This is a genomic window from Streptomyces sp. NPDC025793 (assembly GCF_055558375.1).
Genome location: NZ_JBVHMR010000010.1, coordinates 22,582 through 39,540, shown reverse-complemented (window position 1 = coordinate 39,540; position 16,959 = coordinate 22,582). Strand labels below are relative to the sequence as shown.

At 72.2% G+C, this 16,959-nt stretch carries 11 protein-coding genes; 3 read left to right on the top strand and 8 right to left on the bottom strand.

The window, feature by feature from the left end; translation table 11 throughout:
- The first annotated feature begins 148 nt into the window (after positions 1–148).
- Positions 149–1,456, top strand: a complete 1,308-nt coding sequence (locus tag ACZ4MF_RS20365) for a PucR family transcriptional regulator (RefSeq protein ID WP_467493369.1) — start codon at positions 149–151, stop codon at positions 1,454–1,456.
- On the opposite strand, the gene ACZ4MF_RS20360 is transcribed toward ACZ4MF_RS20365, so the two are convergent.
- Together ACZ4MF_RS20360 and ACZ4MF_RS20355 are read right to left on the bottom strand one after the other, a co-directional pair.
- On the bottom strand, positions 1,437–3,026 hold the full coding sequence (locus ACZ4MF_RS20360) for an FAD-dependent monooxygenase (protein WP_467493368.1): 1,590 nt from the start codon (positions 3,024–3,026) through the stop codon (positions 1,437–1,439). The two genes, ACZ4MF_RS20365 and ACZ4MF_RS20360, sit on opposite strands and share 20 nt — an antisense overlap.
- 40 nt (positions 3,027–3,066) lie before the next feature.
- Entirely contained in the window at positions 3,067–3,654 is a 588-nt protein-coding gene (locus tag ACZ4MF_RS20355; protein WP_467493367.1) for a TetR/AcrR family transcriptional regulator, read from the bottom strand.
- A 97-nt stretch (positions 3,655–3,751) separates the two neighbouring features.
- On the opposite strand from ACZ4MF_RS20355, the gene ACZ4MF_RS20350 reads away from it, so the two are divergent.
- Complete coding sequence (locus ACZ4MF_RS20350) at positions 3,752–5,278, top strand: MFS transporter (protein WP_467493366.1); 1,527 nt, start codon at positions 3,752–3,754, stop codon at positions 5,276–5,278.
- A gap of 62 nt (positions 5,279–5,340) precedes the next feature.
- Here the strand turns inward: ACZ4MF_RS20350 and serA are convergent, their stop codons facing one another.
- The 6 genes from serA to ACZ4MF_RS20320 all read right to left on the bottom strand — a co-directional run bounded on the left by serA (position 5,341) and on the right by ACZ4MF_RS20320 (position 15,564).
- Entirely contained in the window at positions 5,341–6,930 is a 1,590-nt protein-coding gene (serA, locus tag ACZ4MF_RS20345) for a phosphoglycerate dehydrogenase (RefSeq protein WP_467493365.1), read from the bottom strand.
- A gap of 242 nt (positions 6,931–7,172) precedes the next feature.
- Positions 7,173–8,171: a ketol-acid reductoisomerase gene (ilvC, locus tag ACZ4MF_RS20340; RefSeq protein WP_467493364.1), complete on the bottom strand. Its 999-nt coding sequence runs from the start codon at positions 8,169–8,171 to the stop codon at positions 7,173–7,175.
- A 164-nt stretch (positions 8,172–8,335) separates the two neighbouring features.
- Positions 8,336–8,860 (bottom strand): acetolactate synthase small subunit, encoded by a 525-nt coding sequence (ilvN, locus tag ACZ4MF_RS20335; RefSeq protein ID WP_071379685.1) that lies wholly within the window; start codon positions 8,858–8,860, stop codon positions 8,336–8,338.
- 22 nt (positions 8,861–8,882) lie between these two features.
- A complete protein-coding gene (locus tag ACZ4MF_RS20330) occupies positions 8,883–10,730 on the bottom strand; it encodes an acetolactate synthase large subunit (protein WP_356037183.1) in 1,848 nt (615 codons plus the stop codon).
- 377 nt (positions 10,731–11,107) lie between these two features.
- Positions 11,108–14,338: a putative bifunctional diguanylate cyclase/phosphodiesterase gene (locus tag ACZ4MF_RS20325; protein WP_467493363.1), complete on the bottom strand. Its 3,231-nt coding sequence runs from the start codon at positions 14,336–14,338 to the stop codon at positions 11,108–11,110.
- 236 nt (positions 14,339–14,574) lie between these two features.
- The gene (locus ACZ4MF_RS20320) at positions 14,575–15,564 is read right to left on the bottom strand and encodes a 2-hydroxyacid dehydrogenase (RefSeq protein WP_467493362.1); all 990 of its coding nucleotides are present in this window, start codon (positions 15,562–15,564) and stop codon (positions 14,575–14,577) included.
- A 75-nt stretch (positions 15,565–15,639) separates the two neighbouring features.
- Here ACZ4MF_RS20320 and ACZ4MF_RS20315 point away from each other — a divergent pair, with 75 nt between their 5' ends.
- The gene (locus tag ACZ4MF_RS20315; protein ID WP_467493361.1) at positions 15,640–16,638 is read left to right on the top strand and encodes an aldo/keto reductase; all 999 of its coding nucleotides are present in this window, start codon (positions 15,640–15,642) and stop codon (positions 16,636–16,638) included.
- Positions 16,639–16,959 lie beyond the last annotated feature (321 nt).

The window sequence follows — 16,959 nt, the reverse complement described above, 5'->3', positions numbered from 1 at the left end:
CAAGCATCAAATGGGCCATCACCCGACGATTCGGGTACGGCACGGAGAACCACCGTGAAACCTAAGGATCTCTCCGATCCTGGGCCATCGACAGCTGTCACGCATCCGTGCACTGGATCTCAGACAGATGTATGAAGACCACCGGAAAATGAGGGAGAATGCCCGAGTGGCGGCGGACTTCAAGGGTTTCAAAGCCTTCAAGGGTGACTACCAGGAGCTCGTGGACGAGATCTCGGAGCTGCTGGGCGTCCCGGCGACCCTGGAGAACCGCGACTTCGAGCTGATCGCCTTCGGCGCGTACGACAGCGACGACGAGCTGGACCCGTCCGCGCTGGACCCGGTGCGCACCCGCTCGATCCTGACCCGGCGCTCCACGGCGACGGTCCGCTCCTGGTTCGAGGGCTTCGGCATCACCCGCGCGACCGGCCCGGTGCGGATCCCGGCGAGCACGGAGGCGGGGGTCTACCGCGGCCGGATCTGCCTCCCGGTCCGCCACCGGGGTGTCGTGCTCGGCTACGTCTGGCTGCTGGACGGCGACCCCGGCCCGACGGACGCCCAACTGGCCGCCGCCATGGCGGTGGCCGGCCGGATCGGCGCGCTGCTCGCGGACGAGGCGGCGGCCGGGGCCGGGCTGAGCCGGGAGCTGCGGGCGGTGCTCGGCGCGGAGCGCGGCTGGCAGCAGGACATGGCGGTGGCCGAACTGCGCACCGCCCTCGGCCCGCGCGCCGACGGCCCGCACGCCCTGGTCTGTGTCGCGCCCTGGCCCTCGGCCGACCCGGACGACGCCCCGGCCGCCCGGACGATCCCGCACGCCCTCGCGCTGTGCACCCTGCCCTGGGGCGCGGCCGGGCAGAGCCTCGCGCTGCTGGTCCGGCTGCGCACCACGGAGGTGAGCGCGCCGGCGCTGACGGCGGCCGCGCGGCTGCTGGAGGAGGCCGGGAGCGCGCGCGGCGCGGCGGGCGGTGCGGCCCGCGGGGCCGGGGCCCGGGTGGCCGCGGCGGCCGCGGCCGGTCTGGAGGGGGCGGCCCGGGCCGTGCCGGGCGCCGGTTGCGCGGCCGGGGTCGGCGAGCCCCGCTCCGGCCTCGGCGAGCTGGGCACGATGTGGGAGGAGGCCACCGCCGCCGCACGGGCCGCGCTGGCCGAGCCGCGGTTCGGGCCGGTCGCGCGGTGGGCGGCCATCGGGCCGTACCGGCTGCTGACGGCGCTGCCGCCGGAGGCCGCGCACGATCCCGCGGTCGGCCCGCTGCTCTCCCCCGCCCACCGGGAGCTGACCCGCACCGCCGAGGTCTATCTCGACTGCGCGGGCCAGGCCGGCCGTGCGGCGGCGGAGCTGGGCATCCACCGGCAGACCCTGTACTACCGGCTGTCCCGGGTGGAGCAGCTGACGGGCCTCGACCTGGACGACGGGGAGGACCGGCTGCTGCTGCACATGGCGCTCAAGCGGGCGCGGCTGTGAGCCTGCCGAGGGCCTCGGCGAGGGCGGTGGGCGCCTGCGGCCGGTCCGGCCAGTGGGCGGCGATGTGTCCGTCCGGGCGGACCAACAGGGCGCCGTGCGGACCGAGTTCGTACGGCTCGGCGTGCTCGCGGGGCAGGGGTTCGACGCGCAGGGGCACGGGTACGCAGACGGGTCCGGCCACGGCGGTGCCGGGCGCCCAGGCGACGGGGTCCGGGGTGAACAGGGTGAACCACTCGCCGAGGGCGTCCAGCGTGGAGCGGTCACCGGCGAGCCGGCGGTGGGGCAGGCGGTGGCCCGGCGCCGCGGTGGGCACGTAGTCGGTGCCGGGCGGGGACGGTGGCGCCTTGTCGCCCTTGTCGCCCTTGTCGCCCGTGAGGACGGCGGACGAGCGGTAGGCGACGCCGAGCACCAGGCCCAGTTGCGCGAAGTACTGGTCCATCCACGGGAGTTCGATCCGGTCGCGGACGGCTCCGCCGCTCGGCGGCCGCTCGCGCCGGCGGCTCTGCACGTCCCCCAGCAGCTGGGCGTTGGCCACCGCCTGGCGCAGTGTCTCGTGGGCGACGGGGTGCCGTTCGCTCGCGTAGGTGTCCAGCAGCCCGGGGCCGGCCCAGCCGCGCAGCACGCCCGCCAGTTTCCAGCACAGGTTGTGCGCGTCGGCCACGCCCGCGTTCATGCCCAGTCCGCCGACGATCGGCACCGCGTGCGCGGCGTCGCCGGCCAGCAGGGCCCGGCCGCGGCGCAGGCGTTCGGCGACGAACGCGTTCATCACCCAGTGCTCCACGCGCAGCACCTCGGGGCGTACGTCGACGCCCGGTCCGAGGGCGTGCGCGACGAGGTCGCCCCAGTCGGTGCCGTCGACGGCGGCGGGCGTCGGGCCGAACCAGGCCCAGCCGCCCTCGGGGTACAGCGGCATGAAGGAGCCGTGGGCGGTGAAGTAGACACCGGCGGGTCCGTCGGCGCACCAGCGGTCGAGGTCGGCGTCGAAGACGACGGTGGTGACGCCGCCCAGCGCGCCCGGCCCGGTGGTGCCGACGCCGAGCAGGTCCCGGACGGTGGAGCGCGCGCCGTCCGCGGCGAGGACGTACCGGGCCCGGAGCCGGGACTCGGCACCGGTGCGGCGGTCCACGAGCCGCGCCACGACACCCTCGGACTCCTCGGCCAGGCCGACGAGTTCGACTCCGAACCGCACCGGCGCGGCTGCCGCGGCGAGCAGCACCGGTTCCAGCCGGTCCTGGGAGGTGACCACGCCGAGCGCGGGGCTCTCCGGTACCGGCGCGCGCACCCCGGCCATCGCCGCCGAGGCGAAGTCGCCGCCGCCCAGGGTGTCGCGGAAGCGGACCCGGCCGTAGCGCGGCGCGAAGGCCCGGTCGGTGATCCGGGCGGCGAGCCCGAGGCCGCGGAAGATCTCCATCGAGCGCACGTTGACCAGCCGGGAGCGGGGAAACGGCGACAGCGCGTGGTGCCGCTCGACCAGCAGGCAGGGCACGCCCCAGCGGTCCAGCAGCGCCCGCGCGGTGAGTCCGACCGGGCCGCCGCCGACGATCAGTACCGGCACCTCGGCGTCCTGCATGAGGCCAATCTCCCCCGGACCGCGGGCGGCCGCAATCCGCTCAGCCCGCCTCTGCGGCCGGGACGGACGCGACGATCCGCCGCAGGCCCTCGGTGAGCGCGTCGCCGTCCGGGGCGGTCTTCGGGTCGAACGTCCACTGGGCGATGAGCCCGGTCATCAGCGTCATGTAGAAGCGGCCGAGGGTGTCGGCCGTCTCGTCGGAGACCTCGTCCTCCGGCACGCCCTGGAGCAGGGAGACGAGCCCGCGCCCGCCCTCGCGCTGTGCGCGGGCCAGATGCTCGCGCACCTCGGGCATGTCGATGGTCATGACCTCCATGCTGAGGCGCCAGATCGAGTTCGGTTCCCGCATGGTGGCGACGATGCCGGACCACACGTGCCGGAAGCGCTCCAGCGAGCCGGGCGCGCCCTCGATCATGGTGCCGCCGCCCCCGTCGAAGGCGTCGGACATGTTCTCCACGATCGCGACGTAGGCCTGCGCGAGGAGCGCGTCCTTGGAGCCGTAGTGGTAGCCGATCGAGGCCAGGTTGGTCCCCGAGGCCTTGACGATGTCGCGCGCGGTGGTGCGCGCGAACCCCTTCTCCAGCAGGCAGCGCTTGGCGCCTTCGAGCAGATCCTCACGGTGTCCCATGCACGTCACCCTACCCCCGATCCATACAAGCGTCCTAGACGGATGACTTATACAGTTGTTCTAGACAAGCGTTTAAGACGCTTGTACATTCCTCGGCATGACGAACTCGACGAGCACCACCACCCCTGTCGCGGCGGGCCCCCGCGCCGGACGCCGTGAATGGACCGCCCTCGGCGTGCTGATGCTGCCGCTGCTGCTGGTCTCGATGGACGTCTCCGTCCTGTACTTCGCGACGCCCGCGATCAGCGCGGACCTCCACCCGAGCGGCACCCAGCAGCTGTGGATCTTCGATGTCTACGGCTTCGTCCTGGCCGGCCTGCTGATGACGATGGGCTCGCTCGGCGACCACATCGGCCGCCGCAAGCTGCTCCTCACCGGCGCGGTCGCCTTCGGCGGGGCCTCGCTCCTCGCGGCCTACGCGACCAGCGCCGGGACCCTGATCGCGGCCCGCGCGCTCCTCGGCATCGGCGGCGCGACCCTGATGCCGTCCACGATGGCGCTGCTGCGCACGATGTTCACCGACCCCGCCCAGCGGGCGAAGGCGATCGGGCTGTGGTCCGGCGTGATGACCGGCGGCATCGCGCTCGGCTCGGTGATGAGCGGCATCCTCGTCGAGCACTTCTGGTGGGGCTCGGTCTTCCTGGTCAACCTGCCCGCGATGGCGCTGCTGCTGCTCCTCGGCCCGGTGCTGCTGCCGGAGTCGAAGGCCCCGGACCCGGGCCGCTTCGACTGGCCGAGCGTGCCGCTGTCGATGGCCGCCGTGCTCCCCGTCGTCTACGGCCTGAAGGAGATCCCCTCCGAGGGCTGGCACCCGCTCTACGTCGTCTCGATCACCGTCGGCCTGCTCTTCACGGTCCTGTTCGTCCGGCGCCAGCGCACCGCGGCCGCCCCGCTGATCCCGCCGGCCCTGCTGAAGGGCCACGGCTTCGCCCCGGCACTGGTCCTGAACCTCGTCGCCGCGCTCGGCATGATGGGCTCGGCCATCTTCACCACGCAGTACCTGCAGTCGGTGCTCGGCAAGAGCCCGCTGTCGGCGGCCCTGTGGAGCCTGCTGCCCTCGGTGTTCATCGGCGTCGCCGGTCCGCTCACCGCGCAGCTCGTCCAGCGGGGCGTCAACCGCGCGTACGTCGTCGCCGGCGGCTTCGCGGCCATGGCGGCCGGGTTCGCGATGCTCGCCCTGCTCGGCACCGACTCGCTGTGGCTGGTGCTGGCCGGAGCCGGCGTGCTCGCCTGCGGGATGGTCGCGATCGCGTCCCAGCTGGTGGACCTGGCCATGAGCGGCGCTCCGGTGGAGCGGGCGGGCACGGCCTCCTCGCTGCTGGAGACCAGCACCGAGTTCGGCGGCGCGCTCGGCATGGCGGTGCTCGGCTCGATCGGCACGGCGCTCTACCGCCACGAGATGCCGTCGACGGCTCCCGCCGGGGCCCGCGAGACCCTGGGCGGCGCCCTCGCCACGGCCGCCCGACTGCCCGGCCGGGCCGGTGAGTCCCTGCTCGCCACGGCCCGGGAGGCGTTCACCAGCGGGATGCGGGGCGCGGCGCTCGCCGGCGCGGTGATCCTCGTGGTGGCGGCGGTGGGGGCGGCGCTGAGCCTGCGCGGGATCGAGGCCGGGGGCGAGGAGTAGGGCAGGAGAAAACGCCGGGCGGGCCGACTCTCGTCAGCCCGCCCGGCGTTGTCGTGCGCGTCTCAGACGAGGTTCACGGACCGGGCCGACGTCGCCCCGATCTCCGCCGCGACCTCGGCGAGCACAGGGGCCGCCACCGTGTCGTCGACGGTCAGGACGGCCAGGGCCTCGCCGCCCACCGCCGAGCGGGCGACCTGCATGCCGCCGATGTTGATGCCCGCCTCGCCGAGGATGCGGCCGACGGTGCCGACGACACCGGGACGGTCCTCGTAGCGCAGGACGAGCATGTGGTCGGCGAGCGCGAGGTCGACGTCGTAGTCCCCGACCGCGACGATCTTCTGAACGTGCTTCGGGCCGGCCAGCGTGCCGGAGATCGCGACCTCCTCGCCGCTCGCGAGGGTGCCGCGCACGGTGACCACGTTGCGGTGCTCGTTCGACTCGGAGCTGGTGGTCAGCCGGACCTCGACGCCGCGCTCCTGCGCGAACAGCGGGGCGTTGACGTACGACACCGTCTCGGCGACGACGTCCTCGAAGACGCCCTTGAGCGCGGACAGCTCCAGCACCTTCACGTCGTGCTGGGTGATCTCGCCGTAGACCTCGACGTCGAGGCGGTGCGCGACCTCGCCGGCCAGCGCGGTGAAGATGCGGCCGAGGCGCTCGGCGAGCGGCAGACCGGGCTTGACGTCCTCGGCGATGACTCCGCCCTGGACGTTGACCGCGTCCGGGACCAGCTCACCGGCGAGCGCGAGGCGCACGGACCTGGCGACCGCGATGCCCGCCTTCTCCTGGGCCTCGTCGGTGGACGCCCCGAGGTGCGGGGTGCACACGACCTGGTCCAGCTCGAAGAGCGGGGAGTCGGTGCAGGGCTCCTTCGCGTACACGTCGAGGCCGGCGCCGGCGACCCGGCCCTCCTTCAGCGCCGCGTACAGCGCCTCCTCGTCGACGATGCCGCCCCGCGCGGCGTTGACGATGCGCACGTTCGGCTTGACCTTGCGCAGCGCCTCGTCGCCGATCAGGCCGAGCGTCTCGGGGGTCTTGGGCAGGTGGACGGTGATGAAGTCGGAGACCTCCAGCAGCTCGTCCAGGGAGAGCACCTTGACGCCCATCTGGGCGGCGCGGGCGGGCTGGATGTAGGGGTCGTAGGCGACGACCTTCATGCCGAAGGCGGACATGCGCTGGGCGACCAGGGCGCCGATGCGGCCGAGGCCGACGACGCCGAGGGTCTTCTCGGCCAGCTCGACGCCCGTGTACTTGCTGCGCTTCCACTCGCCGTTCTTCAGCGCGGCGTTCGCCTGCGGGATGTGGCGGGCGGTGGCGACGAGGAGACCGCAGGCCAGCTCGGCGGCGGTCACGATGTTGGAGGTCGGGGCGTTGACGACCATCACGCCGGCCTTCGTGGCGGCGGAGACGTCGACGTTGTCGAGGCCGACGCCGGCGCGGGCGACGACCTTGAGCTTCTGCGCCGCGGCGATGGCCTCGGCGTCGACCTTGGTGGCGGAGCGGATCAGGATCGCGTCGACGTCGGCGATGGCCGGGAGCAGTTCGGCTCGGTCTGCTCCGTTGGCGTGCCGGATCTCGAAGTCCGGGCCGAGTGCGTCCACGGTCGCGGGCGACAGCTCTTCAGCGATGAGTACGACGGGTTTCGAGCTCACGTGAGGTCCTCACAAGTCCAAGGCATGCGGACGGCCGTCCCGACGGCCGCAGCGGAGGAGGGGGCTAGCCGCGGAAGACGCACGACGCTGTGGGCCTGACGCGTGTTGTGCAGCAGTGTAGTGGCGCCGCTCAGGGCGTTGTGCGCCGCTGCGGAAGGATCACCCGTCCGGGGCTGGACGGGGTGGACAACAGATGGACACAGGGGGCCGGAGCAGCATGCCCCGACCCCCTGACATGAGGCTTACGCCTCCTCGTTCACCCAGCTCATCAGCTTGCGCAGCTGCTTGCCGGTGGTCTCCAGCAGGTGCTCGGAGTCCTGCTTCTTGTACTCGTTGTACTTCTTCAGACCGCCGTGGTACTCGTCCATCCAGTTCTTGGCGAAGGTGCCGTCCTGGATCTCGGCGAGGACCTGCTTCATCTCGGCCTTGGTGGCGTCGGTGATGATCCGCGGGCCGGTGACGTAGTCGCCCCACTCGGCGGTCTCGGAGACCGACCAGCGCATCTTCTCCAGGCCGCCCTCGTACATGAGGTCCACGATCAGCTTCAGCTCGTGCAGGCACTCGAAGTAGGCGATCTCGGGCTGGTAGCCGGCCTCGACCAGGGTCTCGAAGCCCGCCTTCACCAGCGCGGCCGTACCACCGCACAGGACGGCCTGCTCGCCGAACAGGTCGGTCTCGGTCTCCTCGGTGAAGGTCGTCTTGATGACGCCGGCGCGGGTGCCGCCGATGCCCTTGGCGTACGACAGGGCCAGCGCGAAGGCGTTGCCGGAGGCGTCCTGCTCGACGGCCACGATGCACGGGACGCCGCGGCCCTCCTCGTACTGACGGCGCACCAGGTGGCCCGGGCCCTTCGGGGCGACCATGCAGACGTCCACGCCGGCCGGGGGCTTGATGAAGCCGTAGCGGATGTTCAGGCCGTGGCCGAAGAAGAGGGCGTCGCCGTCCTTCAGGTTCGGGGCGATGTCCTTCTCGTAGACCTGGGCCTGGATCGGGTCCGGGACGAGGATCATGATGACGTCGGCCTCGGCGGCGGCCTCCGCGGGGGTCACCACGCGCAGGCCCTGCTCCTCGGCCTTGGCCTTGGACTTGGAGCCCTCGTGCAGACCGACACGCACGTCGACACCGGAGTCACGCAGCGACAGCGCGTGGGCGTGACCCTGGCTGCCGTAGCCGATGACCGCGACCTTGCGGCCCTGGATGATGGACAGGTCGGCGTCAGCGTCGTAGAACAGCTCGGCCACTTTGGGTTCTCTCCTTGGTGTTCAGGTTGTGCGTCCCACCGTATGCGGTGGGGGGAGGGGAAGTTCCGGGGTCTCGGCATGCGGGCGGCCGACGTGTCGCGCTCGCCCCTTTTCAGCCGTGTCCCAGCTCTGCGTTCGAGCGGTGTTCCAGCTCGCTTCCAGCGTTACGCGGATCGGTCCAGAGCGCGCAGCGAGCGGTCCGTGATCGAGCGGGCGCCGCGGCCGATCGCGATCGTGCCGGACTGCACCAGTTCCTTGATGCCGAACGGCTCCAGCATCTTGAGCATCGCGGACAGCTTCTCGCCGGATCCGGTGGCCTCGATGGTGACGGCCTCCGGGGAGACGTCGACGGTCTTGGCGCGGAACAGCTGGACGATCTCGACGATCTGGGAGCGGGTCTCGTTGTCGGCGCGGACCTTCACCAGGACGAGTTCGCGCTGCACGGCCTGGCCGGGCTCCAGCTCGACGATCTTCAGCACGTTGACGAGCTTGTTGAGCTGCTTGGTCACCTGCTCCAGCGGCAGTTCCTCGACGCCCACCACGATGGTGATGCGGGAGATGTCGGGGTGCTCGGTGACGCCGACCGCGAGCGAGTCGATGTTGAAGCCGCGGCGGGAGAACAGGGCGGCGATGCGGGCCAGGATGCCCGGCGTGTTCTCCACCAGGACGGAGAGCGTGTGCTTGGACATGGTCTTTTTACGTCTCTCTCGCTCAGTCGTCTTCGTTGTCGCCGAAGTCGGGGCGGACGTCCCGGGCGGCCATGATCTCGTCGTTGGAGGTGCCGGCGGCGACCATCGGCCAGACCATCGCGTCCTCGTGGACGATGAAGTCGACGACCACCGGGCGGTCGTTGATCGAGTTCGCCTCCTCGATGACCTTGTCCAGGTCCTCGGGGCGCTCGCAGCGCAGGCCCACGCAGCCCATCGCCTCGGACAGCTTCACGAAGTCCGGGACGCGGGTGCCCCGGGCGTCCGGGTTGACGTCGTCCGGGCCGCTGTGCAGGACGGTGTTGGAGTAGCGCTGGTTGTAGAACAGGGTCTGCCACTGACGGACCATGCCGAGGGCGCCGTTGTTGATGATGGCGACCTTGATCGGGATGTTGTTCAGCGCGCAGGTGGTCAGTTCCTGGTTGGTCATCTGGAAGCAGCCGTCGCCGTCGATCGCCCAGACCGTCCGGTCCGGCTGCCCGGCCTTGGCGCCCATCGCGGCCGGGACCGCGTAGCCCATGGTTCCGGCGCCGCCGGAGTTGAGCCAGGTGGCGGGCTTGTCGTACTGGATGAAGTGGGCGGCCCACATCTGGTGCTGGCCGACGCCCGCCGCGAAGATCGTGCCCTCCGGGGCGAGCTGCCCGACGCGCTCGATGACGTGCTGCGGGGAGAGCGAGCCGTCCTCGGGCTCGTCGTAGCCGAGCGGGTAGGTGTCGCGCCACCGGTTCAGGTCGCTCCACCAGGCGGTGTAGTCGCCCTGGTGGCCCTCGCTGTGCTCCTTCTGCACGGCCTGGACCAGGTCGGCGATGACCTCGCGGGCGTCACCGACGATCGGCACGTCGGCGGCGCGGTTCTTGCCGATCTCGGCCGGGTCGATGTCGGCGTGGACGATCTTGGCGTACGGGGCGAAGCTGTCCAGCTTGCCGGTGACGCGGTCGTCGAAGCGGGCGCCGAGGGCGACGATCAGGTCGGCCTTCTGCAGCGCGGTGACGGCGGTGACCGCACCGTGCATGCCGGGCATTCCCACGTGCAGCGGGTGGCTGTCGGGGAACGCGCCGAGCGCCATCAGGGTGGTGGTGACGGGCGCTCCGGTGAGTTCGGCGAGGACCTTCAGCTCGGCCGTGGCCTGTGCCTTGATGACGCCGCCGCCGACGTAGAGGACGGGCCGCTTGGCGGCGGTGATCAGCTTGGCGGCCTCGCGGATCTGCTTGGCGTGCGGCTTGGTCACCGGGCGGTAGCCGGGCAGGTCCATGGTGGGCGGCCAGGAGAAGACGGTCTTCTTCTGGAGGATGTCCTTGGGGATGTCGACCAGGACCGGACCGGGGCGGCCGGTCGAGGCGATGTGGAACGCCTGCGCGATCACCCGCGGGATGTCCTCGCCCTTGGTGACCAGGAAGCTGTGCTTGGTGATCGGCATCGTGATGCCGACGATGTCCGCCTCCTGGAAGGCGTCCGTACCGATCGCCGAGGACACCACCTGCCCGGTGATCGCGACCAGCGGCACGGAGTCCATGTTGGCGTCGGCGATCGGGGTGACCAGGTTGGTGGCGCCGGGTCCCGAGGTCGCCATGCAGACACCCACCTTGCCCGTGGCCTGCGCGTAGCCGGTGGCGGCGTGGCCGGCGCCCTGCTCGTGCCGGACCAGGACGTGACGCACCCGGGTGGAGTCCATCAGCGGGTCGTACGCCGGAAGGATCGTGCCGCCGGGAATGCCGAATACCGTGTCCGCGCCGACCTCCTCAAGGGAGCGGATGAGGGACTGCGCACCCGTGACGTGCTCGACGGGGGCGGACTGCTGTCCTCCGGATCGGGGCCGCGGCTGCGGATGGGCCCCGGTGGCCTGCTCGGTCATCGGCATTCTCTTCTCGATGCTGAGGGTTTTTGCGAGGTTTGTGCGGAGTTCAAGTGGTGCACGATCGGTGCTCGTGCAACAAAAAACCCCTCGTGCCGTAAGGCAAGCGAGGGGAGCGCGCCGGTGCGGTCGCCGGGGATTCCGGATCGTCCTCCGGTGGGTCCCAGCTCAGCCGACGCGCTTGCCAAGTACGAGAATTCGGGTGCGCATGGCACTGACCCTCCCTCTGACGCGCACCACGTGTCAAGTGGGTGGGACGGGAGTCTCAGAATGTGAGCGAAGGGCACTGCCGCCTCCGAAGACAGCGGGAACACCCCCTGTGTACACCCCCGCACCCCACTCCACCACGTGCTTCGCCTACTCGCCCACTGCCCGGGTCACCTCCGCGGCGCACCGCTCGGCGCCGGAGCCACGACCGTGCTCAGCCCTTCGGACCGCATCCCTTCGGACCGCAGCGTGTCGGACCGCAGCCCGGCCCCGCTCTCGATGCCGACGCGTCCCTGCGGCTCGCGCACGCTGCCCGCGAACGCCGGCTCGGCCGGTGCGTGCGGCACCGGATAGTGGCCGGATCCGAGCGCCCGGCGCAGCCGGTACTCGTCCACGGGCCCCGCGAACGCCATGCCCTGCCCGTGCGTGCAGCCCATCGCGCGCAGCGCGACGACCTGCTCCGGCAGGTCCACGCCCTCCGCCACGGACTGGAGCCCGAGATCCCCGGCGATCCGCAGCAGACCGCTGGTGATCTTGTGCAGCCGCGCGGACTCCACGACGCCCTCGACCAGGCCGCGGTCGAGCTTCAGGATGTCGACCGGAAGCCTGCGCAGGGCCGTGATGGCCGCGTAGCCGCTGCCGAAGCCGTCCAGCGCGATCCGCACCCCGAGCCGGCTGAGCGCGGTCAGGCGCCGCTCCAGATCCTCCAGACAGACCCGCGGATCGGTGTCGGACAGCTCGACGACCAGCGCGCCGGGCGGCAGCCCGTGCCGGGTGAGCAGCGCCTCCACCGAGCCGAGCGGCATGGAGCGGTCCAGCAGCCGCCGGGCGCTCATCCGGACGATGACCGGCATGACGAGCCCGTTCGCGGCCCGCTCGGCGGCCTGCTCGACGGCCTCCTGGAGGATCCAGCGGTCCAGCTCGGCCGTCTTGTCACCGTCCTCGGTCACGCGCAGGAACTCGGCCGGGGTGAACAGCACCCCCTGGGACGAGCGCCAGCGCGCCTGCGCGGAGACCGCCGTGATCCGGCCGTTCTCCAGGCACACCACCGGCTGGTGCAGCAGCGCGAACTCGCCGTCGTGCAGTGCGGCGCGCAGCCGGGTGGCCAGCTCCGCCTTGCGTACGACGTCCTGCTGCATCTGCGGCTTGTACAGCTCGACCCGGCCCTTGCCGGCCGCCTTCGCGCGATACATCGCGAGGTCGGCGTTGCGCAGCAGCTCGCCCGCGCCGAGGCCCGGTTCGGCGAAGGCGACACCGATGGACGCGTTGACCCGGACGTCGTTGCCGTCGATGGCGTAGGGCTGGGAGAGGGTCACCCTGAGGCGGTCGGCGAGCTCCAGGATGTTGCGCTCCCGGGCGGCGCGGTCGCGGGTGCCGTCCCCGACGATCAGGGCCGCGAACTCGTCGCCGCCCAGCCGGGAGGCGGTGTCCCCCTGCCGGACCGCGTCCTGGAGTCTGCGGGCGGCCTGGACGAGCAGTTCGTCCCCGGCCTGGTGCCCGATCGTGTCGTTGACGGCCTTGAAGCCGTCCAGGTCGATGAAGAGCACCGCCGTGTTGCGCAGCGCCGCGCCCCGGTCGGTGGCCCGGCGGCCGGAGAGGGCCTGCTGGACGCGCCGGGTGAACAGCGCGCGGTTGGGCAGGTCGGTCAGCGGGTCGTGCTCGGCGTTGTGCTGCAACTGCGCCTGGAGGCGGACGCGTTCGGTCACGTCCCGGCTGTTGAAGATCAGTCCGCCGTGGTGCCGGTTGACGGTCGACTCGACGTTGAGCCAGCCGTCCTCGCCGGAGCGGAAACGGCACTCGATGCGGGTGGTGGGCTCCTCCAGCGGGCTGGCGACGAGGAAGCGGCGCACCTCGTGCACCACGCAGCCCAGGTCCTCCGGGTGGATGAGACTGGACAGCTCCGTGCCGACCAGGTCCTCGGCGGGCCGGCCGTAGACCCCGGCGGCGGCCGGGGAGACGTACCGCAGGACGCCGTTTGGCGCGGCGATCATGATGACGTCGCTGGATCCCTGGACCAGGGAGCGGAAGTGGTTCTCCTGCTGCGCCAGCTCCTGGGTGAGGGTGATGTTGTCCAGCAGCATGATGCCCTGCCGGATCACGAGCGCGAGCACGACCATGCCCGCCGTGATCAGCACGACATGGTCGGGCCGGCGGCCGTTGAGGACGTTGTACAGGATGCCCAGGGTGCACACGGCGGCCGCGAGGTACGGGGTGAGTGCGGCGAGGGAACCGGTCAGCGGACGGCCGGACGGATAGCGGCTGTGGTCGCTGCCCGGTGCGGGCACGGGCACGTGCGGACGGCCCGGGCCGCGTTGTCCTGGCACGTGCTCGTGGATCACGCGCGTGTGCCCGTCCGGCCGGTGCGTCTCCTGCGCGCCCCGGTGCCGGGCGGCCCAGGGAGCGTAGGCGAGCAGCAGCGAACCGGCGAACCAGCCGGCGTCCAGCAGCTGGCCGGAGCGGTAACTGCTGTGCAGCAGCGGGGAGGTGAACAGCGCGTCGCACATCACGGTCAGCGCGAGCGCGCCGATCGCGGTGTTCACCGCCGTGCGGTTGCCCGGGGAGCGGCGGAAGTGCAGCGCGAGCACCATGCTGACCAGCGCGATGTCGAGCAGCGGGTACGCCAGCGACAGCGCGGTGTGGGGCACGCTCGGTCCGTCGAAGCGGGCCGCCTGGGCGAGCGCGAGGCTCCACGACAGGGTCAGCAGCGAGCCGCCGATCAGCCAGGCGTCCAGCCCGAGGCAGATCCAGCCGGCCTTGCTCACCGGCCGCTTGGCCAGCACCAGCAGACCGACGATGGCGGGCGGCGCGAAGCACAGGAAGAACAGGTCCGCGTAGCTGGGCGTGGGCACGGGCCGGCCGAGGACGACCTCGTACCACCCCCAGACCGCGTTGCCCAGGGACGCCATCATCGACGACAGGGCGAACAGCAGCCAGGCCGACCGGAAGCGGACGCGCGGGCTGCGGGAGTACAGGAAGCAGGAGACGGCGGCGACGCCCGCCGCCGCGCTGAGCCCGAAGTCGCCCATGATCAACGCCACTTCGTGCGCACCCCAGTCGAACGCGGCCCCGACGGCGTAGGCCGCGCAGACCAGGGCGAGAACGAGTTGCTCCGTCACGCGCGAGCCCCCGCCGGCGGCCGGCCGGCGCGGCGGCGGAACCTCCTGCGGGTGCGGTGCGCGCACCGCGTCCTCGAGCGTGGTCGTCACTGCGAGCGGCGCAGTCACCGGGGCCTCCCGGTCCGCGCCGCTCCCCGGTCCCGCCGCGCCGGGTGCGCATGCCGCCTGCGGGCGCTGTGCCTGCGTTGCTGACTGCTGTGGTGGCCGGTGTGGTGATCGCGCCTGCGCGCGGTCGTGCGCCAGGGTCGCCGTCGGCGGCTCCGCCGCGTCGGATCGTTCGTCCATAGGCCGTGCATCGCCCGTCGCCCCCCTCACAAAATCTGAAATGTCCATCCCCGGCGCCGATACGTCAGCGGCGCTGCCCCTCGTCGGGACGATACACCAGGATCGTCACTCAGGGACATAGCTTCTCTACGCTCCGTGACGACCAGCGGAGATGTGGCCACGGCCCGCGTCCGAGGGGTTGCGGAGGGTGCCGGACGGGGGGTACGGCGCTCACACGAAGCCGGGTACGGGAAGGTTCAACGCGTGCCGTCGTCCGCGGTTCCGGCCTCCGTTTCCGCGTCCGTCGTCAGGATCACGTTGCGCAGCGGCTCCCGGTTCACGAAGCGCGTCAACTGGTCGACGAGCAGCCGCTCGGCGCGGGGCCGGAAGGCCGAGGAGGGGCCGCCGACATGGGGGCTGATCAGCACTCCGGGCGCCTGCCAGAGGGGGTGGCCGGGCGGCAGCGGCTCGGGGTCGGTGACGTCCAGGGCGGCGGTGATCCGGCCGCTCTTCAGCTCGGCGAGCAGTGCCTCGGTGTCCACGACCGAGCCGCGGGCGACGTTGACGAGCAGCGCACCGTCCTTCATCCGCGCGAGGAACTCGGCGTCGACGAGCCTGTGTGTGGCCGAAGTGAGGGGAGTGGACACGATGACGACGTCCGCGTCCGGAAGCAGTGAGAGCACATCGGCGATCGGATGCACAAGACCGCGCGCTGTGGTGCGCCCCGAGCGCGCGATGCGCGCCACCCGCGCAACCTCGAAGGGTGTGAGCCGGTCCTCGATGGCCTCGCCGATGGCTCCGTACCCGACGATGAGCACGTTCTTGTCGGCGAGCGCGGGCCGGAACCCGCCCTCCCAGCGCTCCTGTTGCTGGGCGCGCACGAAGCCGGGGACGCCGCGCAGGGAGGCGAGGGTCAGGGTGAGGGCGAGTTCGGCGGTGCTCGTCTCGTGCACACCGCGCGCGTTGCACAGCGTGACGCCCGGCACGATGGAGCCGAGCCGCCCGGTGATGTCGTCCACGCCGGCCGTGAGCGTCTGGATGAGCCGCACCCGGGTCAGCTGCGCCAGCGGCCGCACGCGGACCGGCAGCGGCTTCATGTACGGCACCACGTACACGGCACAGTCCGCGGGATCCCCGGGAAACTCCTGCTCACCGTCCGCACCACCGTCCCAGAACAGGTACCGGGGCCCGGCGGGCAGCCCCTCGATCTCCTCGGGCGGGATGGGAAGCCACACATCCGTAGTCATGGAACGGAGGCTATGTCAGGGGTGTGGGAGTGCAGAGGTTAGGTTGGGGGCGAGGAGAGGGAGGGTCGCGGGCAGGTGGAGCGCAGGACGATCGGCGCGGGGTCACTCGCGGTGGGGGCCGTCGGACTCGGATGCATGCCGATGAGCTGGGCGTACAGCGCCTCGCGGCGGCGGGGCGAGGAGTCGCTGAGAGCAGTGCACCGGGCGCTGGACCTGGGGACGACCCTCCTCGACACGGCGGACATGTACGGCCCGTTCACCAACGAACTGCTGCTGGGCCGGGTGCTGAGGGAGCGGCGCGGCGACGCCTTCGTGTCGACGAAGGTGGGGCTGCTGGTGGGCGAGCAGCACATCGTGGCCAACGGCCGCCCCGGCTACGTCAGACGGGCCTGCGACGCCTCCCTGCGCCGCCTGCAGACCGACGTCATCGACCTCTACCAGCTGCACCGCGCCGATCCCGAGGTCCCGGTCGAGGAGACGTGGGGCGCGATGTCGGAGCTGGTGCGGGCCGGCAAGGTGCGGGCGCTGGGCCTGTGCGCGGTGGGAGCGCGCGGCGGACGGCGCACGGGCGCCGGGCTGCACGACGGCACCCTGCGCCAACTGCGGCGGGTACAGCAGGTGTTCCCGGTGGCCGCGGTGCAGGCGGAGCTGTCGGTGTGGTCACCGGAGGCGCTGGACGGGCTGCTGCCGTGGTGCGAGGCTCGGGGCGTGGGGTTCCTCGCGGCGATGCCGCTGGGCAACGGCTTCCTGACCGGCACGCTGACCCCGGGCGAGGGCTTCGAACCGGACGACCTGCGCGCCCGCCACCCCCGCTTCACGGCCGAGATGATGGCGGCCAACCAGCCGATCGTCGCGGGCCTGCGCCGGATCGCCCGCCGCCACGGCGAGGACGTCACCCCGGCCCAGGTGGCCCTCGCCTGGGTCCTCGCCCAGGGCCGCCATGTGATCGCCGTACCGGGCACGAAGCGGGACCACTGGGCCGCGCAGAACGCCTCGGCGACCGGGCTGACCCTGACCGCCGAGGACCTGACCGAGATCTCCCACCTCCCGGTGGCGCAGGGCTCCTGGGACTGAGGATCCCCCGACCGGCCGGGGTCGGGGGCCGGTGAACCCGCGTGGGCCGGGGGCATGAGCGGGCGGTGCCCCCGGGGCGGGCGGCCATCTCTGAGCCCCCGAGCGGTTCGCGAGCCAGGCGCACGCGCCACGGTGAACCCGGGCGGCCGAGCGACCACCCCCCAGCAGCTCACGGGCCGACGCACGGCGCCACGGTGAACCCCCGGCCCGAGCAGCCCGCAGGACAGGCGCACGCGCCACGGTGAACCCGGGCGGCCGAGCGACCACCCCCCAGCAGCTCACGGGCCGACGCACGGCGCCACGGTGAACCCCCGGCCCGAG